Origin of the sequence: Streptomyces sp. GQFP (assembly GCF_021545335.1) — a bacterium.
GTDB lineage: Bacteria > Actinomycetota > Actinomycetes > Streptomycetales > Streptomycetaceae > Streptomyces.
Genome location: NZ_CP089312.1, coordinates 70,327 through 92,188, shown reverse-complemented (window position 1 = coordinate 92,188; position 21,862 = coordinate 70,327). Strand labels below are relative to the sequence as shown.

The 21,862-nt window shown below is 70.2% G+C and carries 23 protein-coding genes and 1 pseudogene; 10 read left to right on the top strand and 14 right to left on the bottom strand.

What is annotated here, in order from left to right; all coding sequences use genetic code 11:
- Positions 1 to 5 precede the first annotated feature (5 nt).
- Positions 6 to 1,649, bottom strand: a complete 1,644-nt coding sequence (locus LUX31_RS00445; protein WP_235479742.1) for a glycoside hydrolase family 55 protein — start codon at positions 1,647 to 1,649, stop codon at positions 6 to 8.
- 416 nt (positions 1,650 to 2,065) lie between these two features.
- Between LUX31_RS00445 and LUX31_RS00440 the strand changes: the two genes are divergently transcribed.
- Positions 2,066 to 2,575 (top strand): DinB family protein, encoded by a 510-nt coding sequence (locus LUX31_RS00440; protein ID WP_235472503.1) that lies wholly within the window; start codon positions 2,066 to 2,068, stop codon positions 2,573 to 2,575.
- 43 nt (positions 2,576 to 2,618) lie between these two features.
- On the opposite strand, the pseudogene LUX31_RS00435 reads toward LUX31_RS00440, so the two are convergent.
- Together LUX31_RS00435 and LUX31_RS37760 are read right to left on the bottom strand one after the other, a co-directional pair.
- Positions 2,619 to 3,107, bottom strand: a pseudogene (locus LUX31_RS00435) (DNA alkylation repair protein); the annotation flags it as partial.
- On the bottom strand, positions 3,092 to 3,271 hold the full coding sequence (locus LUX31_RS37760; protein ID WP_443045909.1) for a hypothetical protein: 180 nt from the start codon (positions 3,269 to 3,271) through the stop codon (positions 3,092 to 3,094). The pseudogene LUX31_RS00435 and the gene LUX31_RS37760, both read right to left, overlap by 16 nt.
- Here LUX31_RS37760 and LUX31_RS00430 point away from each other — a divergent pair.
- Entirely contained in the window at positions 3,270 to 4,877 is a 1,608-nt protein-coding gene (locus LUX31_RS00430; RefSeq protein WP_235472502.1) for a serine/threonine-protein kinase, read from the top strand. The genes LUX31_RS37760 and LUX31_RS00430 overlap by 2 nt on opposite strands.
- A gap of 19 nt (positions 4,878 to 4,896) precedes the next feature.
- On the opposite strand, the gene LUX31_RS37755 is transcribed toward LUX31_RS00430, so the two are convergent.
- The 3 genes from LUX31_RS37755 to LUX31_RS00415 form a co-directional block, all read right to left on the bottom strand.
- The gene (locus LUX31_RS37755) at positions 4,897 to 5,733 is read right to left on the bottom strand and encodes an SCO2400 family protein (RefSeq protein ID WP_443045908.1); all 837 of its coding nucleotides are present in this window, start codon (positions 5,731 to 5,733) and stop codon (positions 4,897 to 4,899) included.
- A gap of 184 nt (positions 5,734 to 5,917) precedes the next feature.
- On the bottom strand, positions 5,918 to 6,577 hold the full coding sequence (locus tag LUX31_RS00420) for a response regulator (protein WP_235472500.1): 660 nt from the start codon (positions 6,575 to 6,577) through the stop codon (positions 5,918 to 5,920).
- Between the two features lies 1 nt (position 6,578).
- On the bottom strand, positions 6,579 to 7,721 hold the full coding sequence (locus LUX31_RS00415) for a sensor histidine kinase (RefSeq protein ID WP_235472499.1): 1,143 nt from the start codon (positions 7,719 to 7,721) through the stop codon (positions 6,579 to 6,581).
- Positions 7,722 to 7,942: 221 nt separating this feature from the next.
- Here LUX31_RS00415 and LUX31_RS00410 point away from each other — a divergent pair, with 221 nt between their 5' ends.
- Positions 7,943 to 8,566, top strand: coding sequence for a hypothetical protein (locus LUX31_RS00410; protein WP_235472498.1), 624 nt, complete (start codon positions 7,943 to 7,945; stop codon positions 8,564 to 8,566).
- On the opposite strand, the gene LUX31_RS00405 is transcribed toward LUX31_RS00410, so the two are convergent.
- The 5 genes from LUX31_RS00405 to LUX31_RS00385 are packed head-to-tail and all read right to left on the bottom strand — an operon-like array spanning position 8,493 to position 13,058.
- The gene (locus LUX31_RS00405) at positions 8,493 to 9,596 is read right to left on the bottom strand and encodes a DUF475 domain-containing protein (protein WP_235472497.1); all 1,104 of its coding nucleotides are present in this window, start codon (positions 9,594 to 9,596) and stop codon (positions 8,493 to 8,495) included. The two genes, LUX31_RS00410 and LUX31_RS00405, sit on opposite strands and share 74 nt — an antisense overlap.
- A gap of 2 nt (positions 9,597 to 9,598) precedes the next feature.
- Positions 9,599 to 9,994, bottom strand: coding sequence for a universal stress protein (locus LUX31_RS00400; RefSeq protein WP_235472496.1), 396 nt, complete (start codon positions 9,992 to 9,994; stop codon positions 9,599 to 9,601).
- A 24-nt stretch (positions 9,995 to 10,018) separates the two neighbouring features.
- Positions 10,019 to 11,518, bottom strand: a complete 1,500-nt coding sequence (locus tag LUX31_RS00395) for a tripartite tricarboxylate transporter permease (protein WP_235472495.1) — start codon at positions 11,516 to 11,518, stop codon at positions 10,019 to 10,021.
- Positions 11,518 to 12,051 (bottom strand): tripartite tricarboxylate transporter TctB family protein, encoded by a 534-nt coding sequence (locus tag LUX31_RS00390; protein WP_235472494.1) that lies wholly within the window; start codon positions 12,049 to 12,051, stop codon positions 11,518 to 11,520. The genes LUX31_RS00395 and LUX31_RS00390 overlap by 1 nt, the downstream gene beginning before the upstream one ends.
- Positions 12,048 to 13,058: a Bug family tripartite tricarboxylate transporter substrate binding protein gene (locus LUX31_RS00385; protein ID WP_235472493.1), complete on the bottom strand. Its 1,011-nt coding sequence runs from the start codon at positions 13,056 to 13,058 to the stop codon at positions 12,048 to 12,050. The genes LUX31_RS00390 and LUX31_RS00385 overlap by 4 nt, the downstream gene beginning before the upstream one ends.
- A gap of 166 nt (positions 13,059 to 13,224) precedes the next feature.
- Here LUX31_RS00385 and LUX31_RS00380 point away from each other — a divergent pair, with 166 nt between their 5' ends.
- The gene (locus LUX31_RS00380; protein WP_235479741.1) at positions 13,225 to 14,817 is read left to right on the top strand and encodes a sensor histidine kinase; all 1,593 of its coding nucleotides are present in this window, start codon (positions 13,225 to 13,227) and stop codon (positions 14,815 to 14,817) included.
- Complete coding sequence (locus LUX31_RS00375) at positions 14,814 to 15,488, top strand: response regulator (RefSeq protein ID WP_235472492.1); 675 nt, start codon at positions 14,814 to 14,816, stop codon at positions 15,486 to 15,488. The genes LUX31_RS00380 and LUX31_RS00375 overlap by 4 nt, the downstream gene beginning before the upstream one ends.
- 14 nt (positions 15,489 to 15,502) lie before the next feature.
- Here LUX31_RS00375 and LUX31_RS00370 read toward each other — a convergent pair whose 3' ends face one another.
- Positions 15,503 to 16,045 carry a hypothetical protein gene (locus LUX31_RS00370; RefSeq protein WP_235472491.1) on the bottom strand — a complete coding sequence of 181 codons (543 nt, stop codon included), beginning with the start codon at positions 16,043 to 16,045 and terminating at the stop codon, positions 15,503 to 15,505.
- A 215-nt stretch (positions 16,046 to 16,260) separates the two neighbouring features.
- Between LUX31_RS00370 and LUX31_RS00365 the strand changes: the two genes are divergently transcribed.
- Positions 16,261 to 17,394: an acyl-CoA dehydrogenase family protein gene (locus tag LUX31_RS00365; RefSeq protein ID WP_235472490.1), complete on the top strand. Its 1,134-nt coding sequence runs from the start codon at positions 16,261 to 16,263 to the stop codon at positions 17,392 to 17,394.
- Positions 17,395 to 17,484: 90 nt separating this feature from the next.
- A complete protein-coding gene (locus LUX31_RS00360) occupies positions 17,485 to 18,528 on the top strand; it encodes a sulfotransferase (RefSeq protein ID WP_235472489.1) in 1,044 nt (347 codons plus the stop codon).
- A gap of 8 nt (positions 18,529 to 18,536) precedes the next feature.
- Here LUX31_RS00360 and LUX31_RS00355 read toward each other — a convergent pair whose 3' ends face one another.
- Entirely contained in the window at positions 18,537 to 18,890 is a 354-nt protein-coding gene (locus LUX31_RS00355; RefSeq protein ID WP_235472488.1) for a VOC family protein, read from the bottom strand.
- Positions 18,891 to 18,968: 78 nt separating this feature from the next.
- Positions 18,969 to 19,481 (bottom strand): HAD family hydrolase, encoded by a 513-nt coding sequence (locus tag LUX31_RS00350; protein WP_235472487.1) that lies wholly within the window; start codon positions 19,479 to 19,481, stop codon positions 18,969 to 18,971.
- On the opposite strand from LUX31_RS00350, the gene LUX31_RS00345 reads away from it, so the two are divergent.
- From LUX31_RS00345 to LUX31_RS00335, 3 genes are all read left to right on the top strand, one after another.
- Positions 19,480 to 20,226, top strand: coding sequence for an alpha/beta hydrolase domain-containing protein (locus LUX31_RS00345; protein ID WP_235472486.1), 747 nt, complete (start codon positions 19,480 to 19,482; stop codon positions 20,224 to 20,226). The two genes, LUX31_RS00350 and LUX31_RS00345, sit on opposite strands and share 2 nt — an antisense overlap.
- 183 nt (positions 20,227 to 20,409) lie before the next feature.
- Positions 20,410 to 20,652: a DUF6411 family protein gene (locus LUX31_RS00340; protein ID WP_235472485.1), complete on the top strand. Its 243-nt coding sequence runs from the start codon at positions 20,410 to 20,412 to the stop codon at positions 20,650 to 20,652.
- A gap of 143 nt (positions 20,653 to 20,795) precedes the next feature.
- A complete protein-coding gene (locus LUX31_RS00335) occupies positions 20,796 to 21,761 on the top strand; it encodes a YihY/virulence factor BrkB family protein (RefSeq protein WP_235472484.1) in 966 nt (321 codons plus the stop codon).
- Positions 21,762 to 21,862 lie beyond the last annotated feature (101 nt).

The following is a 21,862-nucleotide window of genomic DNA, read 5'->3' as shown; positions in this document are numbered from 1 at the left end:
CGGCGCTACAGCGCGCGCTGCGCCGCGTGCAGATTCCTCGGCCGGACCGCGTGCGGGCTGCCGTACAGCTCCAGTCGCGTGTGCAGATCACCGGCGAAATCCGGTACGTCGATCTGCTCGAACTCCCTGACCTCGTCGATGCCGACGGTCGCGGAGTACGGCGCCAGGCCGTCGATCCTGACCAGGCCCGCCCGGGCGTTGGTGACGCGGATGTTCCAGTGGGTGAAGCGCGCGCCGAACAGAGGGCCGGCGCTCGCGTCACCCCCGTGGCGGCCGTTGTTGTTCAGGGTGATGTCGGTGCGGACGTTGGCGAAGGGCAGACCGCGGTGACTGTCGAAGGTGCCCGCCTGCATGTCGCCGCGTGACCAGACGTTGTACGAGGACAGCCCCTCGACGTTGATGCCGTGCAACTGGGTGCCGGACGGCGCCGGGCTGGTGCGCTCGTCGATCGTGAAGTCCTCGACGAGGTTGTCGTGCGAGCCCTCGCGGCAGAAGTACGGATGATGGGCGCCGCGGCCGGTGACACGTGTCCGGCGCAGGGTACACGCGGAGGCGGCCACCAGGCCGAAGCCGTTGTCGACGTGACGGACCGTCACGTCGTCCACCCAGCAGTCGTACGCGCACTGCAGGACGACACCGTTGTGCCCCTTGTCCAGCAGATGCGGCTGCTGCGGAGTCTCCACGGCCTCCAGGGTCAGCCCTTCGACACCTGAGCCGGTCAACTCCGGTACGTGCGTGGTCAGTCGGGGATCCCACTCGGGGCGTACGTCGAGCGGGAGGGGCCGCTCCAAGGTGACCTGTCGGCCACGGACCCGGGCGATGCGGACCGGCCATTCGTAGGGGACGTACGACGTCAGCTTGGTCTTGTCGTCCCAGACGTAGGTTTCCGGTCCGGGCCCGCCGCCGCACATGTGCTCCAGGAGCGTGTGGTCCGGGTCGTCGGCGAGGCGCAGCAGCACCAGCGTGCCGGGGCGCAGCCGGGACGGGTCCGACACCGTCACCGTCCAGGACCCCTGCCGCGCCGGAGCGACCTTGGTGAGCGTCCGCCACTCGTCGCGCCCGTTGCCCGTCCAGCCCTCGAAGGGCCAGGCCTTCGCCCTGATCGCGGCGACCAGGGAGTTCCAACGGACCTCGGGGGCCAGCCAGATCAGACCGCCCGCCCATGACCAGCCCGACTTGTCGCCGCCGTAGCGGGAGCCGTACACGCCGATGAGTTCGGTGAGGTTCTTCGTCGCGTACAACGTCGTACGGCCGCTGCCGGCACCCTTCAGGGTCACGTTCGAGCGGTTCACGCGAATGATGTCGTCGATCCGGAACGTGCCCGGCGGGACGGTCACCGTGCCGCCACCGGCCCTGCCGACAGCGGCGATGGCGCGGTTGATCGCGGGAGCAGAGTCTGTCGTACCGCCCGCCATGGCGCCGAAGTCCCGAACGTCGGCGACGGCGGGGCGGCGGGGGAAGTGCGCCGCCCCGCCGCGGAAACCGGCTCGGCCGATGTACGGGATCTGCGGGTGGGTGAAGGGAGTGCGGCTGAACTCCCGCCACAGGAGCGGGATTTCGGCCGAACCCGCATCGGCTGCCGCCGAGGTCCCGGCACCGGCCGCGACGGCGACCGCGCTTCCCAGCAGAGCCCGTCTGGTCATGCCCATGACATCCCTGATGACGGGTGTGTCCGTGTGCGCGTTTCTCATGTCCGTTCGCCCTTCCCATGGATCCGGTCATGGATGTGAACGACGTTCAGGATTGCGTCGACCGGTGAGCATGCCATGGACGCCTGTGAGTGGGAAAGGGGTCGCGCAGGGCTATTTCCCGTGGACCTTTACATGGACGGCAGGACTGCCGGTTCAGATCGCTGAACGGGCAGGGGTGCGGGACCGAGGCGCTCCAGGAGGCCGGCGCGCAGCGGACCCGTGTCCGGGCGGCCGAGATCGGGGGTGGATGAACGCCGAGTTTCCGGTGGGCCGCACGGGCGGACAATGCGGACTTCGCGCAGGTGGGACGTGGTTCATGTGATCCCCGTACACTCGCAAAATCTTCATACGGGCACGGACGAGGAGCACGACCGGTGACCAGCGACACCCGCACAGGACCGCCCAGTTTCGGCAGCGAACGCGAGATGCTGCGGGCCTTTCTCGACTACCACCGGGCGACCCTCGCCATGAAGTGCGAGGGGCTCACCGACGAGGAGTTGAAGCAGCGCTCGATGCCCCCGTCCACGCTGTCGCTGCTCGGCCTGGTGCGGCACATGGCGGAGGTGGAACGTGCCTGGTTCCGCCGGGTGTTCGAGGACAACGACGCCCCCATGGTCTGGTCCGACCGGATCGACTTCCAGGCGGCGTACGACGCGAGCGCCTCGACGAGGGAAGAGGCGTTCACTGCCTGGGAGGCCGAGGTGGAGAACTCGCGCCGTATCGAGCGGGAGGCCGACTCCCTGGACCTGGCCGGGTATCAGCCGCGATGGGAGGAGGAGGTCTCGCTGCGGATGGTGATGGTCCATGTGCTCCTGGAGTACGGCCGCCACAACGGGCACGCGGACTTCCTGCGCGAGGGCGTCGACGGCACGGTGGGAGCCTGAACCGGCCCCGTCAAGGACTCGGAAGGGACTTGGATACGAGGACTCAACGGGCTTCCTGCTTGACCTCCTGCCGACGCACCATCTCGGCGATCCAGGTGGGCGCGAACGGAGACGTACAGCCCGGCGAGGTCGGATAGTCCTTGAGCACCTCCAGGCGCTCACCGATGTCGAGGGCACGGGCACGGAGTTCGGCGTGCTCGATCCCGATCTGGGCCAGGCAGTGGTTCATCGCCCACTGCAGCCGCTCGGGGGCGTCCTTCATCTCGGCCTCGATCACGTCGAGCAGCCCCGTCAGGTCGAGACTCTCGGGCTTCTTCGCGACACGTTCCGTGGTCAGCGCCCAGCCGGCACTCGCGACCACGGGATCCGGATCGGCGAACCAACTCACGCGCAGCTCTTCGGCGTACGGGCTCTTCTTCACCACGTAGTTCACGAGCCAGTCGTGCACCTTGGGGGTGCGCGCGTCACGCAGTATGGCGTCCAGTTCGTCCCGCTCGAACGCCTTCGGGCGGCAGATCAGGAGCGCCAGGAGGTGGGGTCCTCCAGCGAGGCCAGTTCGGCCATCACCTCGGCCAACGCCGTCTCGGCCATCGCGGCCTCCTCTCCGTCCGTGCGGGAGTCAGCGTACGACGGGGATCGGGGCCGGTGAGGGGTGCGGTGAGCGTTGTCGGTGGTGGCGTCTAGGCTCCCGTCCATGAGTGAGGCAGACAGAGGCTCCGGACGGCGGATCGTCGACGGGCGCTTCGAGTTGGAGGCCCGTCTCGGCGGAGGCGGGATGGGGACCGTCTGGCGGGCCAGGGACGTGGTGCTGCACCGACTGGTGGCCGTCAAGGAGGTCCGCCCGCCCGACCGGGACCTCGCCGAGTACGACCCCGAGGGCGCGCGGATGCTGCGCGAGCGGGTGCTGCGCGAGGCCAGGGCCCTGGCCCGGATCGACCATCCCAACGTCGTCACCATCCACCACATCGTCGACGGCGGCGAGGGCACCTACCCGTGGCTCGTCATGGAACTGGTCAGCGGCGGCTCGCTGGCCGACCGGCTGGCCAAGGGCCCGATGCCGACCGACGAGGCGGCACGGACCGGCCGGGGAGTACTGGCCGCGCTGACCGCGGCGCACGACGCCGGTATCCAGCACCGGGACGTCAAGCCCGCCAACGTCCTCCTGCGGCCCGACGGGCGCCCGGTGCTCACCGACTTCGGCATCGCCGCGATCCGCGAGGCGACCGGCCTCACCGCCACGGGCTCCATCATCGGTACGCCCGACTTCATGGCCCCCGAGCGCATCTCGGGCCACGAGGGCGGCGCCGCCTCCGACCTGTGGTCGCTGGCGATGATGCTGTACACCGCCGTCGAGGGCCACCACCCGCTGCGCCGCGCCAGCACCCTGGCCACCCTCGCCGCGGTCCTCCACGACGACGTGCCACCGCCGGTCCGGGCCGGAGCCCTGGGCCCGGTGCTGATGGGCGTCCTCGTACGGGACCCCGCGGCACGGCCGTCCACAGCGGTGCTGGACCGACAGCTGGCCGCCATCGAATCGGCGCCCCCGGCCCAACCGACGGCCGAGCGGCACCAACCCACCTCCTACCCGCTGGCCCCGCCGTCCCCCGCCTCGGCCCCGCGGACCACCGCACCCGTACCGCCGGCACACAGACGTGTGCCCGGCCTGACAGCCCTGCTCGGCGTGTCGGGAACCACGCTCACGGCTGCCCTGCTGTGGTGGCTGCTGCCCTTCGGCGGCGACTCGGGTGACGCGGCATCGGGCGCCCCGACATCCACATCGTCTCCAGGGTCGAGCGCGTCACAGACCATCGCCGCCCCGGATGCCGAGCAGTCCGGGGGTACCGAGAGCGCCTCGCTGCTCACCCCGGACGGCGTCCGCACCGCCATCAAGGCGCTCAAGGAGAAGAGCGGGCGGAACAGGTTCGGTTCCTTCCTCGCGTACCCGGACTCCGTGACGGCCAGCATGATGGTCAACGGCAGCGACACCAAGTACGACGAGTACTCGTACCATCCCGGCGAAGGCGTGGAGAAGGGCACATCCGCGGGCACCCTGTCCACCAGTGAACAGCCGGTCGATCTCGACATCTTCAACTGGGACAGGCTTCCCGTGCTCCTCGCGGAGGCGGACAAGAAGCTGAACGTCGACGATCCGGAGTACCGCTACCTGTCGCTGAGGCTGCCCGACACCTCGCGCGACACCCCTGCCGAGATAGCCGTCTACCTCTCGGACGAGTACGGAGCTGGCTTCCTGGAGGCGGACACCCAGGGCAGGGTGACCGACGTGTCACCCGCCAAGGACTGACCGACTCCGCGCCGTGGGATCAGCTGATGCAGACCAGCCCGAGCAGACAGATCTCCGACGGCGAGGACGAGGACGACTCGGACGGCGAGGGAGTCGCCGACGAAGTGCCCGTGTCCGACGTACTGGTGCTGTCGGTCGCCGCGGGGGTGGGCGAGGCCGTCGTCTCCGTGACGGTGTCCGTGGCACCGGACACCGCGGAGGCCGTCTGCGACGCGGCCGAGGTCGTCGCCGCCGTCAACGGAACCTTGACGCTGTCCTGCTGGACCGCCGTCGGGGCCGTCGGCGTGGCCACGGGCGTGACGGCGGACTGTTCGTGCGGCGCGTTCGCCGTGGAGGAGCCGGTGGTGAGCGGCGAGGTGCGCTCGGCCCGCTGGGTGGTGTCGGTCGGCGTCGAAGGGACCGGAACGGAGTCCGTGGCCTCCTCCTCCGCGATCCCCATGACCTCCCGGTCAGGCGCGGTGGCCGCCTGCGTCCGCTCCGTGGACTGGCGGTTCAGCGAGGAGACGGTCATGCCTCCGCCGACCAGGGCGACCGCGGTGGCGACCAGGGCCCTGCGCTGCGTCTTCTTCCAGCGTTCCCGCTGACGACGCCGTGCCGCCCGGCCCACAGGCGCGGGAGGAACCGGGACGTCCGAGTCGTCGTACGGCTGCTCCCGCGGCGCCCGGCCGGGGGCCTCGGCGCCGGAATCCACCTCGTTCCACGGGGCGGCGGAGGCCTGCCGTTCTGCCCCACCCGTCGTGGAGTATGGGGCCCGCGTTCCGACGGCGAGGGGAGCGATGTCCGGGGCGTAGGCGCCGCACCCGGGGCATACGAGGGCGCCGTTGAGATGCCGACGACACGTGGAGCAGTAGTCCATCTGGGGTCTTCCTGTGTTCACTTTCGCACGGGGGAGCGAGTCGCGAGCAAAGGTAGCGAGGCTTTCCAGGGGGTGTGTGCAGCCTGTGTGACGCTCCTGCGCAGATGCGGCCTGACCATGGCCGCCGTACGACACATCCGCGTGCCGTTTCCGTCGTTTGCACTGCATTTGGCCCGTACGAGCTTCACAAAAGGCCGAGGTCCCGCGCCCGGAGCGCCGCCTGGGTGCGGTCGCGCAGAGCGAGGCGCGTGAGGATGCGGGAGACGTGGTTCTTGACCGTGCCCTCGCTGACGTACAGACGGGCGGCGATCTCACGGTTGGTGTGGCCGTGTGCCAGGAGCCGCAAGATGTCCGTCTCGCGCGGGCTCAGCGACACGGCGGGAGGTGCGCCGACGGGGGAGGGGGACGGCAGGGCGGCTGTGAGGTGACGGGCGACGGAGGAGTCGAGCTGGGTGACGCCCGCGTGTGCCAGGCGTACCGCGTGGGCGAGTTCCTCCGCGGGGAGGTCCTTGAGGAGGTAGCCGTGGGCTCCGGCGCGCAGTGCCTGGACGACGTACTCCTCGTCGTCGAACGTCGTCAGCATCACCACGCGGCACTCCGGGGCCCGGCCGCGCAGGACGGCCACCGCCTCGACGCCGTCCATCTGCGGCATCCGTACGTCCATGAGGACGACGTCCGGGCCCAGTTCGAGGGCCTTCGCGACGGCGTCCCGGCCGTCGACCGCCGTACCGACGATCTCGATGCCCGGCCGGATGGACAGCAGGGAGGCGATGCCGTCCCGGATGAGCCGCTGGTCGTCCACCACCAGCACCCGTACCGGCGTCGGTGCCAGCTCTTGGGCCATGTCACGTCACCCCCGTCCGCCTGCGCGGAACCGTCACCGTAAGCCGGGTACCGGCACCCGGCCCGCTGTCGATCTCCACCCTCCCGGCCACCAGTTGCACCCGTTCCCGCATCCCGACGAGCCCGAACCCGCCGGCTGCTGTGGCCGGTGCGAAGCCCCGGCCGTCGTCCGTCACCACCAGCCGCGCGGCGTCCCCGGTCAGCCGGACCACCACCGTCACCCGCGAGGCCAGCGCATGGCGGCGCGCGTTGGTCACACCCTCCTGCGCGGCCCGGTACAGGGCCGTCAGCTCGGCCGTGCCGTAGCCGTCCTCGTCGCCGCTCACCTCGACGGTGACCTGCGGCGGCGGGCCGCCTTCGCGTGCCAGGCCGACCAGCGCGTCCGACAGCGCGGGCCGCACGGTCTCGTCGCGCAGCGCGTGCACCGACTGCCGTACGTCGCCCAGCGCGAGCCGCACCGATTGCCGCGCCTCGTTCAGTGCCCGCTGGGCCGCGTCGGGGTCCAGGGCCCGGAAGTCCGAGGCCATCTCCAACTGCACGGACATCGCGGTGAGATGGTGACCGAGGCTGTCGTGGATGTCCCGGGCCAGCCGGTTGCGCTCGGCGGCGGCGGACAGCGCGGCGACCCGGTCGGCGTACTCCTGCAGTTCGAGCCGCGCCCGCTGCTCGCCGACGGCCACGGCGGCCATGGAGAGCGCCAGCACCAGACCGACGGTGAGCATCAGCAGATCGGAGACGTGTTCGAGGTCGCGGTACCAACCCGGTGCGGTCAGCACGTACGAGGTGAGCAGCCCCGCAAGACAGAGGGCGCCCAGGGTGAGCGCGGTCGTGCGGCCGAAGGCGAAGTAGGCGGTGAACGGCAGCAGCACGAACAGCACTTGGGACAGCCCTGAGGCGTCGAGGAGCACCACCGTGACGATCAGACCGCACCGCGCCAGCAGCGCCGGCACCCGGGACGCGGGCCGTCGCCGAACCGCCGCCTCCAGGGCGAACAGCGCCCCGATTGCGGCGACGAACCCGGCCGTCCGCCACCCCGACGGCCCCGGGCCCTCGCCCAGACCGGCCGCCGCGTAGTACAGACCGCCGACGAGCACCGCGCCGTACAGCAGCGGCGCCACCCACCGCACGGGCACATACGCCGCCATGACACCCCCTCACCCGCTGTCGCCAGGCTAAGGCGCAGGCCGCCCCCGAGGGACCCCGGTGAAGGAACCCTGGCCGATCGGCACATGCCGAACGGCCGTACACCGCCTGGGAGATGGTGACCTCCGGCTCCCGATGTCGCCGCCCCGCACCTCCCGCCGCAGGTCGCCCGCTCCCTACGGTTGCCGCCCTGACCCACTGTCCGAGCAACCGGAGCGGTCCCATGTCCTCGCCCATCACGTCAACCACACTGCGTGCCGGCGCCCTCTGCGGAGTGCTGGCCGGTCTGCTGATCGCCCTGCCCGCGCTGGTCGAGATCTTCACCGGGGAGACCTCCGCGACCAGCGTCCCGCTCGCCCTGTCCCCGGCGTTCGCCCTGCCGCTGCTCACCGCGCTGCACCGGCGGCAGAGCCCGGCCGCCGACCGCTTCGGGGACATCGCCCACACCGTGAACCTCGTCGGGCTCGGCCTGTTCGGCGGGGCCGCGTTCGCCGGGAACCTGGTGCTGTTCTACTTCGACGAGGAGGTCCTGGACGAGACCCTGACCGGCCCCACGGTCCCCGTGCTCATCGGCTCCGCGGCCGTCTTCGCCGTGGGCTGCGCCCTGTTCGGGGCGGCCATGCTCCGCGCGCGGGTGTTCCCGAGGGTCCCGTCGTGGGGGTACGCCGTCGTCCTGCCCCTGTTCGCCTTCCTGACCTCGCTGCCGGAGTCCCTGCTCACGAGTTCGCTGCACATCCTGGTCGGCGCCATCCTGATCCGGCTCTCGGTCGCGCTCAGTTCCCCTCCGCCGTCGCAAGAGCCCGGTTACGACGTACCGACGACAGGAACGAGGCCGCGATCAGGATGACGCCGACCAGGCCGGTGATGATCTCGCTGATCTCGTACTGGATGGTGACGAGGAGGATGCCGGCGAGGGCGCCGATCGCGTAGTGGGCGCCGTGCTCCAGGTAGACGTAGTCGTCGAGGGTGCCCTGGCGGACCAGGTAGATGGTGAGTGACCGGACGTACATCGCGCCGATGCCCAGGCCGAGCGCCATCCAGAAGATGTGGTTGGTGATGGCGAAGGCGCCGATCACACCGTCGAAGGAGAAGGACGCGTCGAGGACTTCGAGGTAGAGGAAGAGGAAGAAGGCGGCCTTTCCGGCGAGGGCGGCCACCGAGACCGGTTTGCCCTCGGCCCTGGCCTTCTCCTCTTCCTCGTGTTCGTGTTCCTCGTCGTCCTCGAGCCTGTCCTCGAAGTATCCGGAGAGACCGCCGACGACCATGTATGTGATCAGCCCGGCGACTCCGGAGAGCAGCACCGTGGCCGACTTGTCCGCGTGCCCCGTGCTGATGTGCGCGTGGGTGGCGACGGTCGTCGCGGAGACCAGCAGCACGATCAGCGCGACGCAGACCGACAGCATGTCGACCTTGCCGAGCCTGGCCAGCGGGCGCTCCAGCCACCCGAGCCATTTGATGTCGCGGTCCTCGAAGATGAAGTCGAGGAAGATCATCAGCAGGAACATGCCACCGAAGGCGGCGATCGCCGGGTGGGCATCGGTGACGAGGTCCTCGTACCGGCCGGGGTTGTCGATGGCGAGTTCGACCGCCTCGACGGGACCCACCTTCGCGCTGATGGCGACGATCACGACCGGGAACACCAGCCGCATACCGAACACCGCGATCAGAATGCCGACCGTGAGGAAGAGCCTCTGCCAGAAGGCGTTCATCCTCTTGAGGATTCCGGCGTTGACCACCGCGTTGTCGAAGGACAGCGAGATCTCCAGGACCGACAGGATCAGCACGATCCCGAACGCCTCCCACCCCCACTGCCACGCGGCGAAGACCAGGCCCGCCACCGTGACGGCGAACGACCACCCGAAGGTTCTCCACACCATGCCTACACCGCCGCCTTCACGGCGAGGACCGGGCATTCGGTGCCCAGCAGGATCTGCTGCGCGGCCGAGCCCGTGATCAGCTTGCCGACCGCGCTCCGGCGCCGCAGGCCGATCACCACGAGGGACACGTCCAGCTTCTCCGCCAGCTCGATGATCTCCGCGGCGGCGTCGCCCCCGCCCAGCACCTGGCGGATGTCGAACTCGATGCCCAGCGCGGCGAGATCCTCCCGCACATGAGCCAGATCCGGCTCCTGCGCGAACCGCGGGTCCACATAGGCGTCGCCGCGCGAGGTGTTCACCACCAGCAGTTTCTCGCCGCGCAGCCGGGCCTCGTCGATCCCCGCCCGTAGCGCGGCCTCACCCTCGGGTGAGGGTACGTATCCGACCAGTACGGTCATGTCTGCTCTTCCTCTCAGGCACTCTCAGGCAGTTCGCTCGGGCAGCCGACGTACGGCAAGCCGCCGCACCAGCGGCCAGACCAGCACCAGCACGATCACCGCGTACACCGCGTAGGAGACCGGTCCGCCCACCAGGCCCGACAGTTCGCCGCCCGACAGCTGCAGCGAGCGCCGGCCCTGCAGTTCGGCTCGTGGGCCGAGGATGACGCCGATGATCAGCGGCAGCACCGGCAGCCCGAACCGTCGCATCGCGAAGCCGAGGAGCCCCAGCGTCAGCAGCAGGAACAGGTCCAGGGGCTGGGCGTTGACGGCGTACGCGCCCATCGACGCGAAGAACAGGATCCCCGCGTAGAGATAGGGGCGAGGTATCTGCAGCAGTTTCGCCCAGGCCGGTGCGAGCGGCAGATTCAGCAGGAGCAGCATCAGGTTGCCGACGAACAGGCTGGCGATCAGTACCCAGACCAGGCTCGCCTCCCGCTCGAACAGCAGCGGCCCTGGCTGGATGCCGTACGACTGGAAGGCCGCCAGCATGACCGCCGCCGTCGCGTTCGTCGGGAGGCCGATGGCCAGCATCGGGACCAGCGTGCCCGCCGCCGAGGCGTTGTTCGCGGCCTCGGGACCGGCGACGCCCTCGATGGCGCCCTTGCCGAACTCCTCCGGGTGCTTGGTCAGCCGTTTCTCCGTCGCGTACGACAGGAAGGTCGGGATCTCGGCGCCGCCGGCCGGGAGTGCGCCGAACGGGAAGCCGAACGCCGTACCGCGCAGCCACGGCTTCCAGGACCGCTTCCAGTCCTTCCTGCCCATCCACGGCCTGCCGACCGGGATGATCTCGACGGGCTTGCGCCGCAGATGCGCGGCCACCCACAGTGCCTCGCCGACGGCGAAGATCCCGACGGCGACGACGACCACGTCGATGCCGTCGGCCAGTTGGGGCACGCCCAGGGTGAGCCGCTGCTGCCCGGACACCGTGTCGATGCCGACCAGACCGATCGTCAGACCCAGCAGCAGGGAGATCAGGCCGCGGATGCGGGACGCGCCCAGCACGGACGTGACCGCGATGAAGGACAGCAGCATCAGAGCGAAGTAGTCCGGCGCGCCCAGACTGACCGCGAAGTCCACCACGAACGGGGTGACCAGCACCAGCAGCAGGGTGCCGATCGTGCCCGCCACGAAGGAACCGATCGCGGCGGTCGCGAGGGCCTGCGCCGCCTTGCCCGCCTTGGCCATCTTGTTGCCCTCGATGGCCGTCACCACCGAGGACGACTCCCCGGGAGTGTTCAGCAGGATCGAGGTCGTCGAGCCGCCGTACATACCGCCGTAGAAGATCCCGGCGAACATGATGAACGCCTGCACCGGCTCCATGCCGTAGGTGATCGGCAGCAGCAGGGCCACGGTCATCGCCGGGCCGATGCCCGGCAGCACGCCCACCGCGGTGCCGACCAGGACGCCGATCAGCGCCAGCAGCAGGTTCATCGGGGCGACGACGTCCTCGAAGCCCTGCATCAGGTTGTTCAGGTTGTCCATCAGAGGATTCCTTGCAGCACACCGGCCGGGAGGTTCACACCGAGCCCGATCGCGAAGGCGTAGAACGAGGTGAGCGACAGCGTCACCGCGATCAGCAGATTGCGTACGTAGTGCCGGTTGCCGAGGGCGAACGCCGTTCCCCAGAACAGCAGTGCGCCGCTGATCACCCAGCCGAGCCGTTCGATCAGCACCGCGTTCACCACGAACGCGCCGATCAGCAGCAGTACCGTGCGCCAGTCCGTGCCCTGCGACAGGTCGACGTCCTCGCCTGCCTCCGGCTCACCATGGCCGCCCCGGGCCACGTCGACCGCGTACGCCACCGCGACCAGCAGGAGCAGTACGCCCAGGATCACGGGGACCGCGCGCGGGCCCACCGGGTCGGTGCTGCTGGTGATGTGCGGGATGCCGAGGCCGTCCACGATCACCGCGATGCCCACCAGGACGAGGAACGCGCACACGCCGTACTGCGCGCGGTCCTTGCCCTGCGGCGGACGGGCGTCCTCGACGCTCCGTTCGTCGACCTGGGAACTCATGCCAGACCGAGCTCGGTCAGCAGGTCGGCGACGGACTTGTCCTGCTCCGTGAGGAAGGAGCCGAAGTCGTCACCGGTGACGAACGCGTCGGTCCAGCCACGCTTGGTCAGCTCGGACTTCCACTGCGCCGAGTCGTGCATCGTGGTGAGGGAGTCGATCCAGGTCTTCGTCTGCTCGTCGGTGATCCCGGGAGGGGCGACGATCCCGCGCCAGTTGGTGAAGACCAGGTCGATCCCCGAGTCCTTGAGCGTAGGGGCGTCCTTGACGGCGTCGATCGGCTTCTCGCTGGTCACCGCCAGCACCCGCACCTGCCCGGCCTCGATCTGGTCGAGGAACTCACCGAACCCGCTGGCACCGAAGGCGATCTTGTTGCCGAGGATGGCGGGCAGCAGCTCACCGCCGCCGTCGTACGAGACGTAGTTGACGTCCTTCGGCTCGATGCCGACCGCCTTCGCCAGCTGCATCGGCAGGAGGTGGTCCGGACCGCCCGGCGACGAGCCGCCGCCCACGGCGACCTTCTTGGGGTCCTTCTTCCACGCGGTGACCAGGTCGTCGATCGTCTTGTAGGGGGAGTCCTTCGACACGACGATCGCGCCGGCCTCCTCGATCAGCTTGGCGAGCGGCGTGGTGTCGGTGAGCGTCGCCGCCGACTTCGAGGTGTACGAGGAGCCGACGACCCCCAGCCCCATCTGCATGGCGAGCTTGCCGTTGCCCTTCTCGTTCACCAGCCGCTGGAGGCCCACGGTGCCGCCGGCCCCGGGCAGGTTGTACACCTGGGCCCCGGACGCCACCTTGGAGTCCTGCATCACCTGGGCGACGGTCCTGGCGGTGACGTCGTACCCGCTGCCCGGGGTGTTGGGGACCATGATCCGCAGACCGGTGACGGGCTTGCCGCCCGTGCTTCCGCTCCCGGAGTCCTCCTTCTCCGCGGTGGCACCGCAGGCGCTCACGGCGAGTATCGACACAGTGGCAAGAGCTGAGAGAAGTGCGGCTCTGCGAGTTCTCATGGCTCATCTCTTTCGCTTGGGCGAGTCCGGCGCCATGATTGTGCGGCTCGGGGGACACCCCGTCTGCCTTGTGTGACCATTGAAGGTTGAGTTCATAGTGGTCGTTGTGTCACGCCGTCATACGCTCGCCGGTGAGCTGCTGGTTTTGCAGCTCACGGGCGTGGTGATGGTGCTGTTCGCGGTCGCCGCGGTGTCGCTCGCGCAGTCGCGGGCGACGTTCGACCGGGTCGAGGGCCGACGGGTGAGTGCCCTCGCCGAGGAGATGGCCGGAAACCCACTGTTGCGCACCCAGCTCGTCCGTCCCGCCCCCGGTGAGACCCTCGCCCCGCTCCTGCAGACCACACTGACCCGGTCGAACGTCACCTCCGTCACGGTCGCCGACGAACACGGCAGGATCGTCGCCTCCACCAACCCCACCCTGGTCGGGACCCGGCTCCCGGTCGACGGGCCCAGCGTCGCGCAGGCGCGCGGCTGGTCCGGGGAGCTGCCGGTGGACGGGGTCCGCGAGCTGGTCGCCCAGGTCCCGGTGCTCGGCGAGGACCTGGATCACGTCGGCGAGCATCTCGGCACGGTCATGATCGGACGCGTCTCACCGACGGTTTGGCAGCGGCTGAGCGGAGCCTCGTCGTATCTGCTCGCCTATCTCGGCATCGCGAGCGTGCTGGGGGTCGCCGGGTCCTGGCTGCTGGCCCGGCGGATCAAACGCCAGACCTTCGGCCTCGAACCCCGCGAGATCGCGGGCCTCGCCGAGCACCGGGAGGCCATGCTGTTCGGGATCGCCGAGGGCGTGATCTCGCTCGACCCGCACCTGCGGCTCACCCTGGTCAACGAGGTCGGCCGCAAACTGCTCGACCTGCCCGAGGACTGCGTCGGGATGAGCCTCGCCGACCTCGGCATCGAGGGCAGGCTGTACGACGTCCTGGCCGGGACCGGCGGCGAGCAGGACGCCGAGCACGACAGCGAGCGACGCGACGAGGTGGTCGTACGCCGGGGCCGGGTACTGGTGATGAACCGGATGGACGTCACCAAGGACGGCCGCCGGCTCGGCTCGGTGACGACCCTGCGCGACCGCACCGAACTGGCCCAGCTGGAAAGGGAGTTGGGCTCGTTCCGCAGCAGCACCGAACTGCTGCGCGCCCAGGCCCACGAGTTCTCCAACCAACTGCACACCATCTCCGGGCTGATCCAGATCGGCGAGCACGACGAGGTCGTACGGTACGTCCGCGCCCTGCGCAAGCACCGCGAGTCGCTCGACCTGACCCTCACCAGCCGGGTCCGTGACCATGCCGTCGCCGCGCTGCTCACGGCGAAGTCGGCGCTCGCGGCGGAGCGCCGGGTGCAGTTGCGCATATCGGAACTGACGGCCCTGGACCGGCTGGAGCCGACGGACTCCGCGGACGTGGCGACGGTGGTCGGCAACCTCGTCGACAACGCCCTCGACGCCGCCGCGGCCCCGGACCACGCGGACGAGGCCTGGGTGGAGGTCGAACTGCGCCAGGACGCGTCGAGCGTGGAGATAGTGGTGCGCGACTCGGGCCCGGGTGTGGCCCCCGAGCTGGCCCAGGAGGTGTTCTCCCAGGGCTTCACCACCAAGGCCGCGCAGGGCGGCGACCGGGGGATCGGTCTGGCGCTCACCCGGCTGGTCTGCACCCGCAGAGGGGGCGAGGTGTCGGTGGCCAACACCCATCCCGGTGCCGTGTTCACGGCCCGGATGTCCGTGGGTCAGCTCACCGATCGGGAGACGGAGGAGGTCCGATGATCGACGTCCTGGTGGTCGAGGACGACTTCATGGTGGCGCGGATCCACCGGGGCTTCGTCGATGGCGTGGAAGGCTTCCGCGTGGTCGGGTCGGCGAACTGCGGGGAACAGGCACTCTCCGCCGCCGCCGAGCTGCAGCCCGACCTGGTGCTGCTCGACCTGTATCTGCCCGACATGTTCGGCCTGGATGTCATCCCGAGGCTGCGGACGGCGGCCCAGGACTGCGACGTGCTGGTGATCAGCGCGGCCCGCGAGGCCGAGGCGGTCCGGGGCGCCGTACGCCAGGGGGTGGTCGACTACCTGCTCAAACCCTTCGACGCCGACGACCTCAAGCACAGGCTGGAGCGCTACAGCGCCCGGCGCGGCAATCTGCACGCCGCCACGGTCAGCGGGCAGGCCGACGTGGACCGCGCGCTGGGACGGGTGGCGGCGCCGACGGTGACGCCGACACTGCCGAAGGGCATGAGCGTGGAGACCGCCGAACTCGTCCAACGCGCACTGCGCGCGGCCGACGGAACCCTGTCCGCCGCCGAGTGCGCGACGCGGGTCGGCATCTCCCGCGTCAGCGCGCGCCGCTACCTCGAATACCTCAGCGTCACGGGCCAGGCGGTGGTGACCCTGCGGTACGGGCAGACGGGACGCCCCGAGCGGCGCTACCACTGGCACACCTGAGCGGACACCGCGCGTCAGTCCAGGTCCTCGTCCGCCCTGGACAGCGCGTCGGTGATCAGACGGGTGGCGTAGTCGTGGTCCTCGGCGATCCGGTTGATGTGCTCCGCGAGCAGGACCGCCGTGGCCTCCAGGGGATTCATCTCGGCGTCGGTCCAGAGCCCGTACTGCGCACGCCACAGGTTGGGGCTCAGACCGGTGCTGGCCGCGACGACCAGGCCGGCCATGGTGGGGATGACCTCGGGCCGGAAGGTCTTGGGCATCATGCGCATCGTGGCCACGAGGGTGGGCACCACGTACTCGATGACGTCCTTGTCGTGGTCCTCGTGGGCCTTCCTCAGCCACTCCATGAACATGTAGATGAGGGTGCACGCCCCGTCCACCAGCGCGTCGACTCCCTCGGGACCCAAGGTGGCGGCGTACTGCTGGATCAGCTGCTGCTGTTCCGGGCCCGTGTCGGTCTTGCCGTCGTGGATCGCTTTGATCCGGGAGTCGACCACCATGAGCGCCGCCCCCACGTCGCCGGCGGGAGCGTACTGGGGGTCACAGGGCGATGACACGGGATTCCTCCTCGTCCGACCGCGGCGGGCAGCGCGGCATGTCTGTACGGTAGACCGCCGAACGGACGAGGGTCCGGCGAATCCGGATGTGCCGCCTTGCGGTGTTTGCCCCCTCGAATCTTTGATCGGGCTCCACCGAACGCGGCCGAGCCGCGCGTTGACGAACAGACGACGAACTTGGCGTCCTGGCAGGGCGATACGAGGGGGTTGTTCTCATGACACAGGCGCCGGACTCCTCAGGGCCGAAGCTGGACCGGGTGCTGGCCGTGGTCGAGGAGCGGCGGGCCGAGTTCGAGGAGAAACGGCATGTTCCGCGCGAGGTGATCGCCGTGTTCAAGGACGCGGGACTCTACCGGGCGAGCGTGCCCCGGCGCTTCGGCGGCGACGCCCTTCCGCCCGCGGAGTTCCTTCGCCTGATCGAGCGGATATCGGTCGTCGACGGCTCGGCCGGCTGGGTCGCGAGCTTCGGCTGTTCCGGCGTCTACCTGGCCGGCCTGCCGCTCGACACCCAGGCCGAGTTGTACACCGACGGACCCGATGTCGCCTTCGCGGGCGGCCTGTTCCCCGTACAACCCGCCGAACGTGTCGAGGGCGGCTACCGGGTCTCGGGCCGATGGAGGTTCGCCAGCGGCTGCATGGGCGCGGACCTCCTCGGCGTCGGCATCAAGGCCGGTGCGGACAAGGCGGGACGGCCCCTCACCGCCGTACTGCGACCCGACCGGGTGAGGATCGCCGAGAACTGGGACGTCATCGGCCTGCGCGGTACCGGCAGCCATGACCTGGTGGTCGAAGGGGCCGTCGTACCCGAGGAGTGGACGTTCGTCCGCGGCGGCGCCGCCACCGTCGACGAACCCCTCTACCGCTACCCGACCGTCCCCTACGCCTCCCAGGTCCTGGCCGTCGTCGGCCTCGGTGTCGCCCGCGCCGCCCTCGACCACGTCATCGCACAGGGCGGCAGGTCCGGCTACACCGGCGCCCCCAAACCCGCCGAACGCGCCACCTACCGCATCGCGATCGGCCGGGCGGAGGCCCAACTCCGGTCCGTACGCGCCTTCTTCTACGAGGCCACGGAGGAGGCATGGGCGATGGTCAGCGCGGGCGACCCCGTCACCGCCGACCGGGCGAGCATGCTGCGCCTGGCCTCCGCGCACCTCGCCAAGACCTCCTTCGAGGTCGTCCGGACCGCCTACCAACTCGGCGGCATCGACGCCGTCGCCGAGGACAGCCCTCTCCAGCGCCACTTGCGCGACGCCTCGGTCGTACCGCAACACGCCTTCCTCCAGGAGGGCATGTACGACGGCGCGGGCGCGGTGCTCATGGGCGTCCAGCCCTTCCCCGGCTACCCCTAGAACTCGCGGGGGTGCGCAACCTGCCGGGCCGGGCAGAGTTGAACAGCGCGCACCGTCCACCACGTGAAATCCACCAGTCGAAAGGGGATCATGCGTTCTCTGACCTTCGTCTTCGGTACGGGCCGCAGCGGCTCCACGGCGCTGTCCCGCATCCTCAACTCCCACCCGGACGTGCTGAGTCTGAACGAGTTCATGGCCTCGGTGGGCGACGCGTCCTTCCCCCGGGGCGAAGTGGGCGGCGAGGAGTTCTGGCAGGCGCTCTCCGACCCCGCGCCGCATTTCGAGCGGATGATCCGCAGCGGGCTGCCGCTGCCGGAGTTCCTCCACACCAGCCGCCCCGGCAGATACTCGGGGCGGACCACGGCCGGCATTCCCGCACTCTCCCTGATGGTGCTGCCCCACCTCACCGACGACCCGGACGGACTCCTCGACGAACTCGGCGCGGCGGTCGTCCACTGGCCGAGGCGTACCGCCGTCGAGCATCACCGGGCCCTGTACGGTCTGCTCTGCGCCCGCTTCGGACGTACCGCCGTCGTGGAGCGCTCGGGCTACTCGACCGGCTGGGCACCGGGCCTGCGGGAGACCTTCCCGGAGGCCCGGTTCGTGCACATGTTCCGCGACGGCCCGGACTGCGCCCTGTCCATGAGCCGCCATCCCGGATACCGCGCGATCTCCCTGCTCCGCGAGATCAAGACCCGCGCCGGCATCGACAGCTTCGGCGACCTGACCCCCGAGCACGTCCGCGCACTGCCCCCGGACCTGGCACCCCTGCTCGACGACCGCTTCGACCCGGCCCTCGTACGCGACCGCGACATCCCCCTGCGGACCTTCGGGACCCTGTGGTCCCAACTCGTCACCGAGGGAACGGAGTTCCTCACCGGGCTGCCCGCCGACCGGCGCACCACCCTCGCCTACGAGGACCTCCTGGACCGCCCTGCCGAAGAGCTGACCCGCCTGGCGGAGTTCATCGGCGTGGACCCCGTGCCGAGCTGGCTGAACGCAGGGACGGCCCTGCTCGACCACAGCCGGCGAGGCTCCGCCCTGAGTCTGCCCGCCGCCGAACTCGCCGCACTGCGGGAGAGCTGCGCCCCGGGCACCCGCGTCCTGGAGGGCCGAGTGTCACCGTCTGCGTGAGCGTGCGGTCAGGCGGGCTGCCACAGCTCGATCCGGTTGCCCTCGGGGTCGGTGACCCAGCCGAACCGACCGACACCTTTCATGTCCTGTGTCTCCTCGGCCACGTCCGCTCCCTGGGCGCGTAGTTGCGCGAGCATCGCGTCCAGGTCGCGGACCCGGAAGTTGAGCATGGTCTGCTGGGTAAGGGACCCGAAGTAGTCGGTGTCGGACTCGAACGCCGCGAACACCGTCGGCCCGGCCGCCTGCTCCCACAGGCCGTGCTCGTCGGCGTCCAGGCCCAGACAGTCGCGGTACCACGCGCTCAGGGTCGCCGGATCGGCCGCCCGCATGAAATGTCCACCGATGCCAAGCACACGTTCCATGCGGTCATCCTGCCAGCCCGGTCATGGGTCCGCCCCCGCTGTCAGTCCACGAGCCGCAGCACGTCCGCCAGGCCGCGCTCACCGGTCCGGTGCTCCGCCGGGAGGATGTAGGTGCGCAGACCGCAGACCGCAGGCCGCCGCGCCCCCGTCACGGACCGGGTTGTCACCGACCATGAGGGTGGCCCGCGGGTCATCGCCCAGGTCGGCGCGTGCCTTCAGGAACAACTGCGGATCGGGCTTCTCGCGGCCCTGCTCGTACGAGACGACGCAGGTGTCGATCAGGGCGTCCAGCCCGTGATGGGCGAGGTGGATGCGCAGATCCCACGCGAAGTCGCTCACGACGGCGACACGCAGTCCGCGATCACGCAGGGCGCGCAGCACCGGCTCGGTGTCGGGGTACGGGACCCAGGCGTCCGGGGCGGTGAGTTCCCGGTACGCCGCCTCCTCCGCGCCGCGCAGGAAGTCCACCCGCTCCCACCAGCCCCACATGGCACGGCGGTGCTGCTCGCAGGAGAGATCCCGGCCCTCCTGGAGCGCGACGACGGACGGCAGCCGGAAGGCGGCACGCAGCTGGTCGGAGAACCACGGCATGACCCTGCAACCCACGAAGGCCAATTTCGCCACGTCCATCCCCGTGGCGGCCGGCCTCTACGACGACCTGAACCGGTGGGCGTACCCCACCGTCGCCCGGATGCTGGGCATCTCCACCATCCCGTACGACCTGCTGGCCTCCGCCCCCTACACGTCCTCCCGCCTGTTCCAGGAGACCGCGCCGAAAGCGGGCCTGACCCCGTTCAAGGTGCCGCTGCCCATCGACTGGAGCTACGCCCGGGGCGAGTTGACCGGCCAGTACGAGCACATCGGCCTCGGCACGATCAACGACGGCAGCGGCACCGCCGGCCTCCAGGGACTGAAGGCCATGCTCAGCCCCCCGACCCGGACCGGCTGCGGCTCGCCGATCAACACCGGCCAGGCGCACTACGTCCTGGACACCGCCGAGTTCGCACTCAACCGCTGGGTGAAGACCGGCATCCCCCCGGCCAAGGCACCCCGCCTCCAGGTGGACACCTCCGGTTCCGCGCCCGCCTTCGTCCTGGACACCCACGGCAATGTCGTGGGCGGCGTCCGCACACCGTCGGTCGAGGCACCGGTCGCCGTCCTGTCCGGCCTCGGGCAGACCGGGGCGTCGTTCTGCTTCCTGTTCGGTACGACCACCCCCTTCTCCGCCGAGAAACCGGCGACCCTGTACCCCGACCACGCCACGTTCGTCGCGAAGGACGGCCGCGACCGTACGAGGGGCCGCCGCGGGTTTCATCCGCCCGGCCGACGCGGCTGAACTGATCGGAGCGGCCACCGAGTCCGGCATCGGCGGCTGACACACGACGGGCGGGGCTCCCCAGCGGGCGAGAGACGAGGCGTCAGATGCCTCAACTCCCGTCGCGGGGAGCCTCGCCCGTTACGAGTAGGTGCCTGGGCCCGGGGCACCCGTGTCGTCCCGACCAATCAAGGGAGCAGACTCGTGATCATCGCCGTAGTTGTCGGAGTATGTGTGGTCCTGGCCGTGCTGGCCTTCCTCGTCCCGCGTCTCTCCCGCCACCCCGAACGCGGCACACAGCGTTCGCTCGGCGCCGGCGCGCGGACCGGCGGCAAGGCGCCCGGCTTCCTGGGCAGGCTGTTCAGCAAGCCGTTCCGGACGAGTTCCCGTGCCGTGGGCCGTAGCGGCTCGGCCGGTCGCCGCGGTCGTGGCCGCATGCCCTTCTGACGCCCCGACCCGCTCATCGTCGGCGCTGCCACCCCGAATCCCCCTGACGACCGACCCGTACAGCTGTCCGGCTGTACGGTTCTCCCCGCGGCAAGATCGCGTTCCTCGTCTCGCCGTACGGACGACAGGAGGAGACGTTCTCGATGGGGACCGTCGTACACGTTCCGCAGACGCGGGACATGATCGGGGAGGAGCTGTCCGGAGACGAGGCGCTCACCGCGCTGAGGCACTACGGCGGCCGCCGACTGCTCCTCGACGCGTTCTCCCGTTTCCGCTACGCCGACGGCTTCACCAACTCCCGTTCGCTCGCGTTCCAAATCGTCCTGGGCCTGGTGCCGTTCACCATCGCGCTGGTCGGCGTGGCCACCACCGTGCACACGGAGAGCGTGGGGCGGATCATCGAACTGACCCTGGGCCAGATCGTGCCGGGCGCCAGCGCGAGTCTGGTCGAGGACGCCCTGGACGCCACCGCGCGCAGCGCCGGTTCCGGCGCCTGGAACGCAGTCGCCATGTGGCTGGGACTGGCCTTCGCCGTGCTCAACCTCGCCTCGGCGATGGGGCAGGTCGAGCGGGGCGCCAACCGTATCTACGGCATCGAGCGCGACCGGCCGTTCCTGGCCAAGTACGGACGTTCCCTGCTCCTCGCGCTCACGGCGGGCATGCCGATGGTCCTGGGATTCCTCGTGCTCGTCGCGGGGGACGCCATCGGGAACGCGGTGGTGGAGGCCCTCGGCTGGCCCCAGGAACTGCTCGACTGGTGGCGGCCCCTGGAAGTGCCCCTGGGCGTGGTGCTCGCCTGGGTCGCGTCGGCGGTGATCTTCCGCTGGGCGCCGCGCAGGGACCAACCGGGCTACACCTGGCTCGCGTTCGGCTCGGCGGTCCACCTGGTCCTGTGGATCACGGCCACGTGGCTGCTGGCGCTCTACGTCGCCAAGAGCGGGTCGTTCGGCGCCGTGTACGGACCCCTGACGGCGTTCGTCGCCCTGCTGCTGTGGGCCAACCTGACCGGTGTGGCCCTGTTCCTGGGCATCGCGTTCGCCGCACAACTCGAAGCGGCCCGGGCCGGGATCACCGAGGCGGTGCAGCCGGATCCGGGGCCAGGGCCGTGAGCCGGGCCCGGGAGAACGTGTCGTGTTCCGAGGCGGACTCACTGACGCGGCCGGCTTGGGCGGACGCGCATACGCCGAGTGCGGCGGCGCCACAGGACTTG